The sequence below is a fragment of the Bacillus ndiopicus genome, assembly GCF_000612805.1.
Taxonomy (GTDB): domain Bacteria; phylum Bacillota; class Bacilli; order Bacillales_A; family Planococcaceae; genus Metasolibacillus; species Metasolibacillus ndiopicus.
This window is the reverse complement of sequence record NZ_HG964403.1, coordinates 788,967-804,855: the sequence shown is the minus strand read 5'-3', so window position 1 is coordinate 804,855 and position 15,889 is coordinate 788,967. Positions and strand designations below refer to the sequence as shown.

The 15,889-nt window shown below is 39.3% G+C and carries 15 protein-coding genes; 2 read left to right on the top strand and 13 right to left on the bottom strand.

Annotation, left to right across the window (positions count from 1 at the left end; translation table 11 throughout):
* The first annotated feature begins 163 nt into the window (after nt 1-163).
* Both TY13_RS03595 and TY13_RS03590 read left to right on the top strand, forming a co-directional pair.
* Entirely contained in the window at nt 164-943 is a 780-nt protein-coding gene (locus TY13_RS03595; RefSeq protein WP_042471779.1) for a methyltransferase domain-containing protein, read from the top strand.
* 24 nt (nt 944-967) lie between these two features.
* Complete coding sequence (locus TY13_RS03590; RefSeq protein ID WP_042471776.1) at nt 968-1,369, top strand: NUDIX hydrolase; 402 nt, start codon at nt 968-970, stop codon at nt 1,367-1,369.
* Nucleotides 1,370-1,578: 209 nt separating this feature from the next.
* On the opposite strand, the gene TY13_RS03585 is transcribed toward TY13_RS03590, so the two are convergent.
* The 13 genes from TY13_RS03585 to lspA form a co-directional block, all read right to left on the bottom strand.
* Nucleotides 1,579-2,235, bottom strand: a complete 657-nt coding sequence (locus TY13_RS03585) for an HAD hydrolase-like protein (RefSeq protein WP_042471773.1) — start codon at nt 2,233-2,235, stop codon at nt 1,579-1,581.
* A 561-nt stretch (nt 2,236-2,796) separates the two neighbouring features.
* Nucleotides 2,797-3,426 (bottom strand): orotate phosphoribosyltransferase, encoded by a 630-nt coding sequence (pyrE, locus tag TY13_RS03580; RefSeq protein WP_042471771.1) that lies wholly within the window; start codon nt 3,424-3,426, stop codon nt 2,797-2,799.
* 1 nt (nt 3,427) lies between these two features.
* Nucleotides 3,428-4,135 (bottom strand): orotidine-5'-phosphate decarboxylase, encoded by a 708-nt coding sequence (pyrF, locus tag TY13_RS03575; RefSeq protein WP_042471769.1) that lies wholly within the window; start codon nt 4,133-4,135, stop codon nt 3,428-3,430.
* Nucleotides 4,135-5,046, bottom strand: a complete 912-nt coding sequence (locus TY13_RS03570) for a dihydroorotate dehydrogenase (RefSeq protein WP_042471766.1) — start codon at nt 5,044-5,046, stop codon at nt 4,135-4,137. Before TY13_RS03570 ends, pyrF begins: the two co-directional genes overlap by 1 nt.
* The gene (locus tag TY13_RS03565; protein WP_042471764.1) at nt 5,043-5,816 is read right to left on the bottom strand and encodes a dihydroorotate dehydrogenase electron transfer subunit; all 774 of its coding nucleotides are present in this window, start codon (nt 5,814-5,816) and stop codon (nt 5,043-5,045) included. Before TY13_RS03565 ends, TY13_RS03570 begins: the two co-directional genes overlap by 4 nt.
* Nucleotides 5,813-9,013: a carbamoyl-phosphate synthase large subunit gene (gene carB, locus TY13_RS03560; RefSeq protein ID WP_042471760.1), complete on the bottom strand. Its 3,201-nt coding sequence runs from the start codon at nt 9,011-9,013 to the stop codon at nt 5,813-5,815. The genes TY13_RS03565 and carB overlap by 4 nt, the downstream gene beginning before the upstream one ends.
* Nucleotides 9,006-10,100 (bottom strand): carbamoyl phosphate synthase small subunit, encoded by a 1,095-nt coding sequence (locus TY13_RS03555; protein ID WP_042471759.1) that lies wholly within the window; start codon nt 10,098-10,100, stop codon nt 9,006-9,008. Before TY13_RS03555 ends, carB begins: the two co-directional genes overlap by 8 nt.
* 5 nt (nt 10,101-10,105) lie before the next feature.
* Nucleotides 10,106-11,377, bottom strand: a complete 1,272-nt coding sequence (locus tag TY13_RS03550) for a dihydroorotase (protein WP_042471756.1) — start codon at nt 11,375-11,377, stop codon at nt 10,106-10,108.
* Between the two features lies 1 nt (nt 11,378).
* A complete protein-coding gene (locus tag TY13_RS03545) occupies nt 11,379-12,257 on the bottom strand; it encodes an aspartate carbamoyltransferase catalytic subunit (protein WP_042471753.1) in 879 nt (292 codons plus the stop codon).
* A 65-nt stretch (nt 12,258-12,322) separates the two neighbouring features.
* Nucleotides 12,323-13,660, bottom strand: a complete 1,338-nt coding sequence (locus TY13_RS03540; RefSeq protein ID WP_042471751.1) for a solute carrier family 23 protein — start codon at nt 13,658-13,660, stop codon at nt 12,323-12,325.
* Between the two features lie 20 nt (nt 13,661-13,680).
* The gene (gene pyrR / locus TY13_RS03535; protein ID WP_042471748.1) at nt 13,681-14,223 is read right to left on the bottom strand and encodes a bifunctional pyr operon transcriptional regulator/uracil phosphoribosyltransferase PyrR; all 543 of its coding nucleotides are present in this window, start codon (nt 14,221-14,223) and stop codon (nt 13,681-13,683) included.
* A gap of 217 nt (nt 14,224-14,440) precedes the next feature.
* Entirely contained in the window at nt 14,441-15,346 is a 906-nt protein-coding gene (locus tag TY13_RS03530) for an RluA family pseudouridine synthase (RefSeq protein WP_042471745.1), read from the bottom strand.
* Nucleotides 15,346-15,822, bottom strand: a complete 477-nt coding sequence (gene lspA, locus TY13_RS03525) for a signal peptidase II (protein ID WP_042471742.1) — start codon at nt 15,820-15,822, stop codon at nt 15,346-15,348. Before lspA ends, TY13_RS03530 begins: the two co-directional genes overlap by 1 nt.
* Between the last annotated feature and the right edge of the window lie 67 nt (nt 15,823-15,889).

The following is a 15,889-nucleotide window of genomic DNA, read 5'->3' as shown; positions in this document are numbered from 1 at the left end:
ATGTTAATTGAAGACATTTGAAAAATGTATGGTGAATGGTGCCATACATTTTTTATTATGAAAAATAATTTTTCATCAAAACAAAACCTAATAGACATAACAACAAATATTCGTTAAAATTATCCTCTATCACCATTTTTACATAAGAAAGGAAGAACAGTATATGACACTACATAACCCGACAACCTTTTCTAATTGGTTAGCCCCTCATTCCCTTGAGTGGTATGAACAGCTAGGTATCCTCCAACAGCGTTACGAATATTCGTGGGCTTCCTCTCTTACAGAGCCAAATGGGGAATCTATTTTTGATGAATTAGTAGCCCAAAGTATAGTAGACAAAAAAGTATTGGATGTTGGATGCGGCCATGGTGAGTTCACATTGAAATGTAGTTTACTAGCAAAAGAAATCATTGGCTTTGATGTAACAAATCATTTCATTCAAACTGGTCTCAACAATACAAGACCAAATGCCTCTTTTATTGTAGGAAATACAAAAGATGGTTTACCTTTTCAAACAAATGAATTTGATTGTGCATACATAAAAAAGGGCCCTACATCCGCCTATCCCTCGCTTAAAAATGTTGTAAAACAAGGTGGATCAGTTATTGGACTACACCCTGGAGATGCATCAGGTAAAGAGCTCCCCCTTTTGTTTCCTAATCTTTTTGAGTTATCAACAGGAACCCCCATTTTAGATACAATTAAAGAAAGGCTCGTTAGCAGTGATTTCTCAGATGCAGCTATTGAAACAATCAATACAATTGAGTATTTCGAAACTCCATTAGATATATTAAAATTGCGTTGCTTTGGTCAACAACCATCTATTTACGAATCATTAAAAGAAAAAAACCTATATGAAATAACTACTATTTTTGAGCAGCATGCAACAGAAAATGGCTTACCTATTACATTTTCCCGCTATATTGTGAAAGCAATTATTTAATATCTATAGAATTCAGGTGAAAAAATGAAATATTTGATAACATCGGCATGTCTAGTATTGAATAATGAAAAAGAAATCCTTCTAAAAAAGGATCCTAAGCGTGGCTGGGAGCTTCCAGGTGGAATGGTTGAATTGAATGAAACATTTAAAGAAGCCGCTGTAAGAGAGGTACAGGAAGAAACAGGAATAGAAATTATAATTGAGAGATTTTGCGGTATCTCACAAGAATTAAATAAGCAGTTATGCAATATTTGGTGGATAGGTAAACCAGTCAGTGGTAACTTAAATACTAGTAACGAAAGCTTAGAGGTTGGGTTTTTCAGCTTAGAACAGGCTTTACAGTTAATCACTAACGAAGACTTTAAAATGGAGCTGTTGTCCTGCTATGATAAGGCTTTGCAACCATTTACCCTATTCTTTGAGTAACCTTGCAAAATAGCTTATGCAAGTGATTTATGTGAGGGAAAATTTCCCCTAGAACAACTTAAAAATTACGCTAAAGAAGGATTCGGCGCCTTTGCCGAACCCTTTAATAAGTTTTATTCTACGTTTTTTGAGGTTTATTCTACGTTTTCAAATATTTATTCTACGTTTTTTATGACTTATTCTACGTTTTCGGAAGTTTATTCTATGTTTTAGAAAATTTCTTCTATAGTAATATCTAAAATATCTCTAAAAGAATCTACCACATAATCTGCCAGTTCTAATTCATCTTCTTGAGCAAAATCAAAACGCATGCTAATAGAAGTGAGTCGATTATCTTTAGCACCTTTAATATCTGATAAACGATCCCCAACTACAAAACCATTTTGAATGCCATTCTCTTCTTTTACAAGGTGGATAAGTTGTGATTTATCACCAGATTCAATCAATTCAATGCTATATGTTTTTTGAATAAAGCGAGCTAATTGATACTTCTCAACAATCGTATGTAAATATTCTTGCTGCCCATTACTTGCAATAAATAAAGAATATTCATCTTTTAATTTACTCAGAGTTTCAATAACACCATCATATAAAGCTCCTTGCCCATCATTAATTTGATGTATCAACTGCTTATGAAATATATCATTGCTTTGAATGCGTGTTTCTAATGAATGTTCAGGACATAATGTTGCCCATACAACCGGTAATGGCACCCCCATGATATTTCGATATTTTTCAATAGGTGTAGCACCATACCAAAGCTTTTCTTCTCGTAAAATAGCAAAGGTTTTTTCTAAAGCAGGCTCTAAAATAAGATTAGTTTGGAATAAGGTCCCATCCATGTCGAAAATAATTGCATTATTCATCATTAGCATCATCCAATCATATTTATTGTCTATTCTAGGACATTGTCCAAGATATTCCATAATGCAAATTCTAATTTGTTTTAGCTAATAAAACAATCAATATCCTCCTGCTTTAATGAATCTCCATAGCTATTTATCAACTATGTAAAATAGCAAATACCCGAACCCTTTAATTAGTTTTATTCTACGTTTTGAAAACCACTACATATGCTTAGAAACAAAACAACTTAAAATTTTAAAAAGCGCAAGAAATCCATTTTAAAAGATAGATTTCTAGCGCTTTTTTAATTTGATTTTGCTTATCTTCAAATTTGCGGGCGAATTGAACCCATTTTCGGGCGAAATTCGCTTTGAATCGGGCGAGTCTATCCGTTAAACGGGCGAATTAACCTGCTAATCGGGCGAATCATTACTTTAGACCTATTTTTAATGACTACATCACCTTCGCCATATGAAAAGCTTAAAACTCTCCTGTTTTATGCAAAAAAGGTTCAGCTATTCGCTGAACCTTCCATCCGTGTGCTTCTGTGGTGGCTGCGCCATCCTCGGCGCATGTAAAACTTAAAGCTCCCCAGCTTTAAGTTTTACATGCCACTCCTTCAAGAATGGGATTTGGTCTTCTGAGATTGTGCCTGATTCTGAGGCTGCTTCTACTAAATAGTCGAAGTTTGTTAGTGATACGTATTTTACGCCGATTTCGTCGAATGCTTTTTCTGCTTTTGGTAGGTTGTATGTATAAACACAAACTACGCCTACAACTTCACAGCCTGCTGCGCGTAATGCTTCTACTGCTGTAATTGATGAGCCACCTGTTGATACGATGTCTTCAACTACTACTACTTTTTGTCCTGCTGCATATTTGCCTTCAATTTGGTTGCCTCGACCGTGTTCTTTTGCTTTTGAGCGTACGTAAACCATTGGCAATTGTAAAATATCTGATACCCATGCAGCATGTGGAATGCCTGCTGTTGCCGTACCTGCTACTACTTCAGTTTCAGGGAAAAATTCTTTAATATTCGCTGCTAAGCCGTTTGCAATTTGCTTGCGAATTACTGGATCAGAAATCGTTAAACGTGTGTCACAGTAAATTGGTGACTTAATGCCTGATGCCCATGTGAATAGGTCTGTTGGGTTTAATTCTACTGCTCCTACTTGCAACATTGCATGAGCGATTTCTTTTTGTAATGTCATGTTATTTTGCCTCCCATAATTGACAAACTTCTTTGTATGCCTGTACTGGATTTGCTGCACCCGTAATTGCGCGTCCAACAACGATTAATGAAGAACCATCTTTTTTAGCGCCATCTGGTGTAGCTATACGCTTTTGGTCATGCGCATCGCCACCTAACATGCGGATACCTGGGGTTACGCGTAAAAAATCGTTGCCACAAGCTTCAGCAATTGCTTTTGCTTCGTGTACAGAACACACAACACCATCTAAACCTGCATCCTTTGTTAGCTTTGCATAATGTAGGACAGATTCCTGTAAAGATAAAGCAATTTTCTGCTCAGCTTGCATTTGTTCCTCAGTTGTCGATGTTAATTGTGTTACAGCTATTAATGCTGGACGTTTGTTACCTGCTGCTGTTCCTGCCTCTAAGCCTTCTAGGGCTCCTTCCATCATCGGTCTGCCACCCGCTGCGTGAACATTGATTAAATCAATGCCTAAACGGGCTAAACCTTTCATTGCAGATTGCACTGTGTTTGGAATATCATGAAGCTTTAAATCTAAAAAGATATCGTGTCCCTGCTCCTTAATTTTGTTCACAATGCTTGGACCTTCCTGCATATAAAGCTCCATGCCGACTTTCACAAACAATGACTCATTAAATTGTTGTAAAAAGTTAAACACTTCTTTCTCGCCTGGAAAGTCAAGTGCAATAATCGGTTTGTTGTTCATTAACGATGACTCCTTCCAATAATTTCTGAAATATGCTCTACACCTAACTCATCTAGCTTCGCTGGTAATGCATCGATAATATTTGGGCAAACGAAATGATCTACAAAATTGGCTGTTCCAACTGCTACTGCCGAAGCACCTGCTGACATAAAATCAATTACGTCCTGTGCATTTGTTACGCCACCCATACCGATAATTGGAATATTCACTGCTTTATACACTTCATATACCATGCGAATCGCAACTGGTTTCACGGCTGGGCCAGATAAACCACCTGTACCATTAGCGATAACAGGCTTTCCTGTTTTTTCATGTAGTCGCATGCCAACTAATGTATTAATCATCGTAATACCGTCCGCTCCACCTGCTTCTACTGCCTTTGCAATTTCTACAACACTTGTAACATTCGGTGATAGCTTTACATAAACCGGAACGCTTGATACAGCCTTCACTGCTGCTGTTAATTCCTGTGCAGTTGCTGGGTCTGTTCCAAACTGAATGCCACCACATTTCACATTCGGACAAGAAATATTTAATTCAAGTGCCTTCACATTTGATGCAGTAGAAATTTGGCGTGCCACCTCTACATAGTCTGACACCTCTGTGCCTGCTACATTTGCAATAATTGGCACATCATAGCTTTCTAAAAACTTTAATTCTTCATTCATAACCTTTTCAAGACCTGGGTTTTGTAAACCAATTGCGTTCAGCATACCCGCAGCTGTCTCTGCTACACGTGGTGTTGGATTGCCTGCACGTGTTTCAAGTGTTGTTGCTTTAATCATAATAGCACCTAGCTTTGATAAATCATAGAGCTGTGCATATTCACGCCCAAAGCCAAAGCAGCCTGATGCTGGCATAATCGGGTTTTTTAACGATAATCCTGGTAATTCAATATTGATACGGCTCATAGTTGGACAACTCCTTTCGGGAATACTGGCCCATCTGAGCACACTTTTACATAATCTTTTTCTACTTGCTCTGTCGTTTGACAAACGCAAGCGAAGCACGCACCGATACCGCAGCCCATACGCTCCTCAAATGATAAGTAACCCTCTTTATTAGGGTAGGCATTTTCCATTGCATTTAACATTGGCAGTGGACCACAGCAATAAAATACATCAAACTCTGGTTGTAACTCATCTAGCAATGTTGTTACAAAGCCTTTTGTACCTTTTGTGCCATCTACGGTTACATAATATGTGTCACCTAGCTTGTTAAACTCTTCTTCATAAAATGTCACATTTTCTGATTGGAAACCTAACACATGAATTGTACGTACACCACGCGCATTTAGTTGCTTTGATAGTTCATGCAATGGTGGCACACCGATGCCTCCACCTACTAATAGCGCTGTGCCGCCCACTGGTGCTGCTTCTACAGGGAATCCATTACCTAATGGACCAAGCACATCTACAAGCTGACCTGCATTAGCTAATGAAAGCACTTCTGTACCGCGCCCTTCTGCACGGTAAATCATTGTAAATTGACTCTTTTCTTTGTTCACATCAGCGATGCTTATTGGTCGACGCAATAGCGGCTCAAGTGTATCCGATACTTTTACATGAACGAACTGTCCAGGACTCATATCCTGGACAAGCTCTCCTTGTAATACTAGTTCGAAAATATTATGAGCGATTTTTGCTTGGCGAACGACTATCATACGTTCACTTCTAATCATGAATGCTGTACCTCCGCTTTTGGCATTTCTTCTGCTGTAAATGTCATTGATTCAATAACACGTAACATTGCCTCTGCCGTATCTAGCGACGTTAAACATGGCACACCGTTTTCCACAGACTCACGGCGAATACGGAAGCCATCACGCGCTGGCTGCTTACCTTTTGTTAAGGTGTTAACAACTAATTGTGCTTCACCATTTTGAATGACATCAATTAATGTTTTGCCCTTTGCACCGATTTTTTCGACAACATCTGTTTGTACACCTGCAGCTTCGAAGCTTCGTGCTGTACCTTCTGTTGCCATAATGCGGTAGCCCACTGTTGAGAAACGTTTTGCAATTGCGATTGCTTCTTCTTTATCTTTATCAGATACAGTAAATAATACTGTACCATAAGTTTTAATTTCAGTTCCTGCAGCTACTAAGCCTTTGTAAAGCGCCTTTTCTAAGGTAGCATCTTTACCCATTACCTCACCTGTTGATTTCATTTCAGGACCTAATGTAATATCTACACGGCGTAATTTCGCGAATGAGAATACAGGTACTTTTACAAATACGCCCGGCTGTTCATCAGCTAAACCAGTTGGGTAACCTTGCGCTGGAATTGTTTGACCTAAAATTGCCTTCGTTGCAATATTTGCCATTGGGATGTTCGTAATTTTACTTAAGAACGGTACCGTACGAGATGAACGTGGGTTTACTTCGATTACGTAAATTTCCCCATCGCTTAAGACGTACTGGATGTTCATTAAACCAACGATGCCTAGACCTTTTGCAAGTCGAGTTGTATAATCTACTAGCGTTTCCTTTTGTGCATCCGTTAATTTTTGTGGTGGGTATACAGAAATCGAGTCACCAGAGTGTACACCCGCGCGCTCAATATGCTCCATAATACCAGGAATTAAAACATTTTCGCCATCACAAATTGCATCAACTTCGATTTCTTGACCAGTTAAATAACGGTCAACTAACACCGGATGGTCAGGAGAAGCTTCTACTGCATGCTCCATATAATGTGCTAATTCTTCCATGTTATAAACGATTTCCATTGCACGACCACCAAGAACGTAAGATGGACGTACTAATACTGGGAAGCCAAGCTTTTCAGCAATTGCCATTGCACCCTCTGCTGAAGTGGCAGTGTCACCCGGAGGCTGTGGAATAGCTAATTCTCTTAATGCTTGTTCAAATTTATCACGGTTTTCAGCACGATCGATATCCTCTAAAGTCGTACCTAAAATTTTCACGCCGTTTGCTTCTAACTTATCTGCTAGATTTATAGCTGTTTGTCCACCGAATTGAACAACTACACCAATTGGTTGCTCTAAGTCGATAATATGCATTACGTCTTCGATTGTTAATGGCTCGAAATAAAGCTTATCTGAAATCGAGAAGTCTGTTGAAACCGTTTCAGGATTTGAGTTAATAATAATTGCCTCATAGCCTGCCTCTTGAATTGCCCACACAGAGTGTACCGTTGCATAGTCAAACTCTACTCCTTGACCAATGCGGATTGGACCTGAACCAAGTACAACAACAGATTGCTTGTCAGAGCGTACCGATTCGTTTTCTTCCTCATATGTGCCGTAGAAGTATGGTGTTTGTGATTCGAATTCTGCCGCGCAAGTATCAACCATTTTATAAACAGGGATGATGCCTTGCTCTTTGCGGAATGTGTAAACAGCTTCTTGTGTTGTTTCCCAAAGCTCTGCAATTTTTTTATCGGCGAAGCCTAGACGTTTTGCAGTGCGCAATACATCTTTATCATTTTTATTCGCAGTTAATGTGCTTTCCATTGCTACGATTTTTTCTAATTTCTTTAAGAACCATAAATCAATTGCTGACCAGTCATGAATTTGCTCGATTGTCACACCTCGACGTAATGCTTCACCGATGAAGAATAAACGCTCATCCCCTGCTTTACGAATACGCTTTTCAATCCAAGCATCTGTTAATTCATTAGCATTTTTCATTTCGATATGGACATGACCTGTTTCGAGTGAGCGAACTGCTTTTAATAACGCTTCTTCAAATGTACGACCAAGTGCCATTACTTCACCAGTCGCCTTCATTTGCGTACCTAAATTACGTTTCGCTGATTCGAATTTATCGAATGGCCAGCGCGGAATTTTAGCTACAATATAGTCGATTGCCGGCTCGAAGCATGCATATGTAGAGCCTGTAACAGGATTTTTAATTTCATCTAAAGTTAAACCTACCGCAATTTTCGCTGCTAGCTTTGCAATTGGGTAACCCGTCGCCTTCGATGCTAAAGCAGATGAGCGAGAAACACGTGGGTTTACTTCAATTACATAATATTGGAAACTATTTGGATCTAACGCTAATTGAACGTTACAGCCACCTTCAATTTTTAATGCGCGGATAATATCTAAAGAGATATTACGTAGCATTTGATATTCACGGTCTGATAAAGTTTGAGCTGGCGCAACTACGATAGAGTCACCTGTATGAATACCTACAGGGTCAAAGTTTTCCATGCTACACACAACGATTGCATTATCAGCAGCGTCACGCATTACTTCATATTCAATCTCTTTAAAGCCTGCGATTGATTTTTCCAGTAAACATTGCGTTACTGGTGAATATTTTAAGCCTGAAGTTACGATTTCTTCTAGCTCTTGATCATTGTTGCAAATACCTCCACCTGTACCACCTAAAGTGAAGGCTGGGCGAACGATTACAGGGTAGCCGATTTTTTCAACAAAGCGCTTTGCTTCATCTAAATTGTGGATAATATCTGATTCAGGTACTGGTGCGCCTAATTCGTACATTAAATTACGGAATAAATCACGGTCTTCTGCCTTATGAATAGCATCCAGCTTCGTCCCTAATATTTCAATGCCTAACTCGTCTAAAATACCTGATTCATGTAATTCGATTGCCATGTTTAAGCCCGTTTGTCCACCTAAAGTTGGTAATAGGGCATCTGGTCGCTCTTTACGTAAAATGCGTGAAACGAATTCTAATGAAATTGGCTCGATATATACTTTATCCGCGATTTCTGTGTCTGTCATAATTGTCGCAGGATTTGAGTTAATTAAAATTACACGGTAGCCCTCTTCTTTTAGCGATAAACAAGCTTGTGTACCAGCGTAGTCAAACTCCGCTGCTTGACCGATAACAATTGGACCTGATCCGATAACTAAAATTGTGTTTATATCTGTACGTTTAGGCATATTTTTTCTCCTTTTCTGCTTCCATCATATCAATGAATTCATCGAATAAATGATTTGAATCTTCTGGGCCTGGTGAAGCTTCCGGGTGATATTGCACAGTAAAGATTGGATATGTTTTATGGCGTACCCCTTCAACTGTTCCATCATTTAATGCAATATGTGTAATTTCTAAATCTGTATTAGCTAATGATTCTGGATCTATAGCATAGCCATGATTTTGAGATGTTAATTCAGTACGACCTGTGCGTAAATCTTTAACAGGGTGGTTAGCTCCACGGTGTCCGAATGGTAATTTAAAGCTTGTTGCACCACTTGCAAGCGCAAATAGCTGATGACCTAAGCAAATACCGAAAATCGGTACTTGGCCGATTAAGTTTTTAATTGTTTCAATGCCTTCTGTTACATCGGCTGGATTCCCTGGACCGTTTGAAAGCATAATGCCGTCTGGATGCCATGCTAAAATTTGCTCTGCTGATGTGTTGTAAGGTACAACAAGTACATCACAATCGCGTTTATTAAGTTCTCGTAAAATACCGTGCTTCATACCAAAATCTATTACAACAACGCGCTTGCCACGACCTGGTGATGGATAAGCTGCTTTTGGTGATACTTCTCTTACATGATGTGTAATCAAAGGTGTTGCCTGTAATTGTGCCACGATATCTTCTACATTAACTTCCTCATTCGCTGCAGTTAAAATCGCTCGTACTGCACCTTTTGAACGAATAATACGTGTTAATTTACGCGTATCAATTCCCTCAATACCAGGGATATCTTGACTTTTTAAATAATCATTTAATGTCATGTCACAGCGGAAGTTTGATGGATGCTCCTCTAGCTCACGCACTACAAAGCCGCGAATTGCTGGCGTAATACCTTCAAAATCATCACGGTTAATTCCGTAGTTTCCGATTAGAGGGTAAGTCAATGTTACGATTTGTCCATAGAATGATGGATCTGATAGTGTTTCCTGATAGCCTGTCATACCTGTTGTAAATACGACCTCTCCTTGTGACGCTTTGTCACTACCAAATGCAATACCGTTAAACACCGTTCCATCTTCTAAAATTAATAAACGCTTTTTCATTATGATTATGCCTCCTCGTATGCGATTTTACCTTCAACCATCGTTAATACTGGCCAGCCTTTTGCTACCCAACCATTAAATGGTGTGTTACGACCTTTTGTTACAAACCCTTCAGCATCTATCGTTTGCTCTTTATTTAAATCTATAATTGTTAAATCTGCTGATGCGCCTACTGCTAATGTGCCATATGGCAAATCGAAAATTTGTGAAGGCTTGATTGCCATCCAGTCAATTAATTGCTTTAAAGTCCATTTGCCAGTTTCAACAAAGTTCGTATATAAAAGTGGGAAGGCTGTTTCAAAGCCTACAATACCGAATGGAGCGCCTACCATGCCACAGCATTTTTCTTCTACTGTATGTGGTGCATGGTCTGTTGCAATACAATCAATCGTGCCATCTAATAATGCTGCATGTAAAGAATCCTTATCTTCTATTGCACGTAATGGTGGGTTCATTTTCCAGTTTGCATCATCTGAAGGGATATCCATTTCCTCTAGTAATAAATGATGTGGGCAAACCTCTGCCGTTACTCGAATACCCGCTGCCTTTGCATCACGTACTGCGCGTACAGACTCTTTTGTTGATACGTGACAAACGTGGTAGCGTGCTCCTGCTGCCTCAGCTAAAAGTACATCACGTGCAATTTGTACAGATTCACAAATTGAAGGAATGCCTGGTAAGCCTAACTCTTTATTACGCTTCCCTTCATGCATAACACCTTCATAAATTAAGGAGTTATCCTCACAGTGTGCTACTACGATTGCATCAAGACGAGCAGCTTCCTTCATTTGCTCATACATTGTTGCTGCTAGCTGAATACCGACACCATCATCTGAAAACGCAACTGCACCGTGCGCCTTTAGCTCTTCCATGTTCGTGCGCACTTCACCCGAAATATCTCTTGTAAGTGAGCCGTATGGTAATACGCGAATCACTGCACTGTCTTTAATTAAGCCATTAATTAGCTGCATATTTTCAATTGAGTCTGGCACTGGCTTCGTATTTGGCATAGCACAAATTGTTGTAAAGCCACCTTTTGCTGCTGATGCTGTACCAGTCGCAATCGTTTCTTTATGCTCAAAGCCTGGCTCACGTAAATGTGTATGTACATCAACGAAGCCTGGTGCAACTAAATTGCCTTTTCCATCGATTACTTGTGCCCCTGTTGGTTGCTCACTACCAATTGCTGTAATTTTACCATCTTCAATTGTAATGCTTGTCGTCACTAGTTCACTTGCTTCGTTCACTATTTTTACGTTGTGGATATAAGTAGTCATGTTATTCTCTCTCCTCCAGAATTGTTTCTAAAATAGCCATACGCGTATAGACACCATTTCGTACTTGTTGAAAAATACGTGAACGTTCACATTCTACAAGATGGTCAGCAATTTCAACATCGCGATTTACTGGTGCAGGGTGCATAATGATTGCCCCCTCCTTCATTTGTGCCTCACGCTCTGCTGTTAAACCATATTGCTCATGGTAACTTCTTTTAGAAAATTTTTTATTTCCCGTATGACGTTCATGTTGAACGCGTAACAACATAATTACATCGCTATCTTGGATTAGCCCATCCCATGAATGATGCGCTTCAAATTGCCCTGCCCACTCTTCTGGACATAGGAAGCGTACATTGGCTCCAAGTTTCGTTAAAGCAGTCGCATTTGATTTCGCTACACGACTATGAGAAATATCTCCCACAATCGTAATATTTAAGTTTTCAAATGTGCCGAATTCTTTTTGTATTGTATATAAATCTAGTAAGCTCTGTGATGGGTGCTGCCCTGCGCCATCTCCTGCGTTGATGACAGCACAATTAATTCCTTCTAAAAGCTCATTGTAAAATTCATCTTCCTCTGCACGAATAATCACTGCGTCTAGCCCAATCATTTCAAGCGTTTTTACAGTGTCGTACATCGTTTCACCTTTTATTGCACTTGAAAAATCAGCATCGAAAGGAATCACTGTACAGCCTACAAGACGCTCAGCCATTTCAAAGCTTGTTTTCGTTCTTGTGCTAGGTTCGAAAAATAAATTAGCGACATTGTAGGAGCGTGCTAACTTTGACTGCTCCCCATTTTCAAAAGCTCGCGCTCGGTCTAAAATGTGTAAAATTTCTTCATTCGTTAAATGCTCCATGGAAAATAAGTTTTTCATATATTAATGCCTCCATTTACAATGTGCTAAATTTTTTTGTTGAGAGAATCGTCATCTTCTTCAAATTACTCTTCATCTAAATAAGTAACTGTTTTTTCACGCCCTGGTAAAATTAAGTTTAATAAAACCCCTACAATTGCTGCTAATGCCATTCCTTCTACTTTAAATGCATCTGTGAAGTGGAAGGCTGCGCCGCCGATACCAATGACTAAAATAACAGATGAAATCACTAAGTTACGGTTGTTACCGAAGTCTATATTATTTTCAACAAGCATGCGTAACCCGCTTGATGCTATAATTCCGAAGAGCAGGATGGAAATACCGCCTAACACCGCTGTCGGGATCGTTTGAATTAATGCCATCGCTTTTCCTACGAAAGAGAAAACAATCGCGATAATTGCTGCACCTAAAATTACATAAACTGAGTACACACGTGTAATTGCTAGTACACCTATATTTTCACCGTATGTTGTTTTTGGTGGACCACCAATTAAGGCGCTCAAAAATGTGCCAAGTCCATCCCCTAAAATTGAACGATGTAAGCCCGGGTCTTTAATATAGTTGCGATTTACAACTTTCCCAAGTACGAGCTGATGCCCGATATGCTCTGATAATGTCACGATAACAATTGGTACCATCGCCCAAAAGATTTTTGATGTAACGGTAAATTCATAATGCACACCTGGTATTATAAAGTCTGGCATTGCAAACCATTTCGCCTCACTCACTGCTGTGAAATCAACAATTCCGATGATAACAGCGTATATATAACCAATAACTATGCCGAGTAAGACTGGCATTGCACTTAAAATATTTTTGAAATACACCGTGAAAATAATCGCTGCAAACAATGTTACTAATGCTACTGTAAAATGCTTAAAGCTATAAACCGTCGTTTTAATCATCTCGCCCGTTGCTTCATCTAGCACTTCAACAGTAATGTTCATCGCCATCCCAACAGCTGTTCCGGCTAGTCCCAAACCGATGACCATAATAACTGGCGCTACAACAATTGGCGGTAAAATATTCATTAACCATTTGTAGCCTGTCTGCCATATAACTAATGAAACAATTCCATATGTAACCCCTACTAGTATTGCACCTATCATTGCATTACCTGGGGTGACACTTTCACCATTATCATTTAGTCCACCTGCTGCAATAAGTATCGGTGCGATAAATGCGAAGGAGGAACCTAAATAGGCAGGTACTTTAAACTGAGTAATTAATAAAAATACGATTGTCGCAATCCCGCTTGTCAACAATGCAATAGCAGGGCTTAAGCCTACTAGCTTTGGCACTAATATGGTCGAACCAAACATTGCAAACATATGCTGAAAGCTTAATGTAACTAATTGAATGCCAGATGGCTTTTGATGAATATCTAATAGCGGCTTCGACATCTTGTTCCTCCTAATTTTTACTATTCATTATTTTTGTGAATACTTACTTGATCTAGCCCATCAACTTCGACTAAGCTTACGACGATGCGCTCTTGTCCAGATGTCGGAATATTTTTTCCTACATAATCTGCTCGAATAGGCAATTCTCTGTGACCGCGATCCACTAAAACAGCTAGTTGAATTTGTGCAGGTCTTCCTAAATCCATTACAGCATCAAGTCCTGCGCGTACTGTGCGCCCTGTGTATAACACATCGTCTACCAAAACGATTTTCTGCTCACTTACCTGATAATCAATCGCCACTTGCTGAACCTTAGCTTCAGCTTGTTTTTCTGTCAGGTCATCACGATATAATGTAATATCTAGCTCCCCTGTGCGAATTGGCTTACCCTCTATTTTCTCGATGCGTTCTGCTAATCGCTTTGCTAAAAAAGCACCACGCGTTTTAATCCCTACTAAAATACATTCATCAATTCCTTTGTTACGCTCAATGATTTCATGAGCGATACGTGTTAAAGCACGATTCATTGAAGTACTATCAAGCAAAACATTTCCGTTTGACATTTTTTAACCCCTCTCTTTGCTATACAAAAAACCTCTCAAGCAGCTGCTTGAGAGGTTGAAAAGTCCGTGTTTAAATAGCATGTAGCAAGAATTTTGCGCACAAAAATCCCCTACACTTCACAAGTTACCTTCTCAGCCTCTCTGGACTGCCATTAAAGGTGCAATATTCATTTTTACTGGTACTTATTATAATGCTGTTTTTTGTCGATGTCAACAGTTACTTGCGTAATTCAGCAAGTAATTGTTGAAAGTCTTCTGGTAGTGGTGCAGAAAATTCTAGATACTCGCCTGTTACAGGATGAATAAAGCCTAAAACACCTGCATGCAACACTTGCCCACCGAAATCAATTGTTTTTTTCGGTCCATATTTCGGATCACCTACAAGCGGGAAACCAATGTATTGCATATGGACACGAATTTGATGTGTACGCCCTGTTTCCAAGCGACACTCAACTAAAGTGTAATCCCCGAAGCGTTCAATTACTTGGAAATGTGTAACAGCATGTTTGCCATTATCGACAACCGCTTGTTTTTGGCGATCCTTTGAATCTCGACCAATCGGTGCATCAATCGTCCCTTTATCATGTGCAATATGGCCGTGTACAAGCGCTGTATATTTACGCGTCACTGATTTTTCTACAAGTTGATTTACTAAAGATTCGTGTGCTACATCATTTTTCGCAACCATTAATAAACCAGACGTATCTTTATCAATCCGGTGTACAATTCCTGGACGCAACACGCCATTAATGCCTGATAAATCCTTGCAATGATGCATTAAACCATTCACGAGCGTACCTGTCAGATGCCCTGGTGCGGGATGAACAACCATCCCTTTTGGCTTGTTGATAACGGCAACATCCGCATCCTCATAGACAACATCAAGTGCTAAATTTTCTGCAACTACTTCTAATGGCTCTGGCTCAGGAACATCGATTTCAATTACATCGCCTTCCTTTACCTTATATTTTGCCTTTACCTCTGCACCATTTACTTTAATAATGCCATCTGTTACCCAATTGCTAATTTGTGTGCGTGACCATTCTGTTTGAAAACCTGCTAGCGCTTTATCAATACGCTCACCTGCTTGTTCAACTTCAATTGTATATGTGACTACTGTCATTATTTCACCTTTTTCTTCTGTTGTTTTTCATCTAAAATGACTGCAATTAATAACATGACAACTGCAATCGAAAGTGCAGCATCTGCCACATTAAAAATTGGGAATTCATAATTTATAACCGGAATAAGAACATCTACGAAATCGACTACTTCTCCTCTAAATAAACGATCGATAAAGTTCCCCACTGCTCCACCAAATAATAGCATTAAGCTTGCTTGTAGCAGCGGCTTGCCTTTTGCCTCTGTATAGAAAAAATAAAGAATAGCAATTATTACACCGATTGTTACGATTGTAAACAGCCACATTTGCCCTTGCAGCATGCCCCAAGCCGCCCCTTTATTGCGATGTGATAACAAGCCGAGCCACGGGTCCCAAATAGCGATACGCTCACCTAATTCCATGTTTTTAACAATCATCCATTTTGTAATTTGATCCAGTAAAATAGCAATTAACGCTATTCCATAATACTTCTTCACAAACGCCGCCTCCGTTTACGCAATATGTTATTCATTTTACCACAGTCCGCTTACGACGAATAATATT

Excerpts from the sequence above, each read along its gene's own strand:
- pyrF (WP_042471769.1), bottom strand. The coding sequence starts at position 4,135 with ATGAACAACAAACCGATTATTGCACTTGACTTTCCAGGCGAGAAAGAA.
- TY13_RS03540 (WP_042471751.1), bottom strand. The coding sequence starts at position 13,660 with ATGTCGAAGCCGCTATTAGATATTCATCAAAAGCCATCTGGCATTCAA.
- pyrE (WP_042471771.1), bottom strand. The coding sequence starts at position 3,426 with ATGACATTACAAAAAGAAATCGCTCATGCAATGTTGCAAGTAGGAGCA.
- carB (WP_042471760.1), bottom strand. The coding sequence starts at position 9,013 with ATGCCTAAACGTACAGATATAAACACAATTTTAGTTATCGGATCAGGT.
- pyrR (WP_042471748.1), bottom strand. The coding sequence starts at position 14,223 with ATGTCAAACGGAAATGTTTTGCTTGATAGTACTTCAATGAATCGTGCT.
- TY13_RS03565 (WP_042471764.1), bottom strand. The coding sequence starts at position 5,816 with ATGATTAGAAGTGAACGTATGATAGTCGTTCGCCAAGCAAAAATCGCT.
- TY13_RS03590 (WP_042471776.1), top strand. The coding sequence starts at position 968 with ATGAAATATTTGATAACATCGGCATGTCTAGTATTGAATAATGAAAAA.
- TY13_RS03555 (WP_042471759.1), bottom strand. The coding sequence starts at position 10,100 with ATGAAAAAGCGTTTATTAATTTTAGAAGATGGAACGGTGTTTAACGGT.
- TY13_RS03570 (WP_042471766.1), bottom strand. The coding sequence starts at position 5,046 with ATGAGCCGTATCAATATTGAATTACCAGGATTATCGTTAAAAAACCCG.
- TY13_RS03530 (WP_042471745.1), bottom strand. The coding sequence starts at position 15,346 with ATGACAGTAGTCACATATACAATTGAAGTTGAACAAGCAGGTGAGCGT.
- TY13_RS03595 (WP_042471779.1), top strand. The coding sequence starts at position 164 with ATGACACTACATAACCCGACAACCTTTTCTAATTGGTTAGCCCCTCAT.
- TY13_RS03550 (WP_042471756.1), bottom strand. The coding sequence starts at position 11,377 with ATGACTACTTATATCCACAACGTAAAAATAGTGAACGAAGCAAGTGAA.
- TY13_RS03585 (WP_042471773.1), bottom strand. The coding sequence starts at position 2,235 with ATGAATAATGCAATTATTTTCGACATGGATGGGACCTTATTCCAAACT.
- TY13_RS03545 (WP_042471753.1), bottom strand. The coding sequence starts at position 12,257 with ATGAAAAACTTATTTTCCATGGAGCATTTAACGAATGAAGAAATTTTA.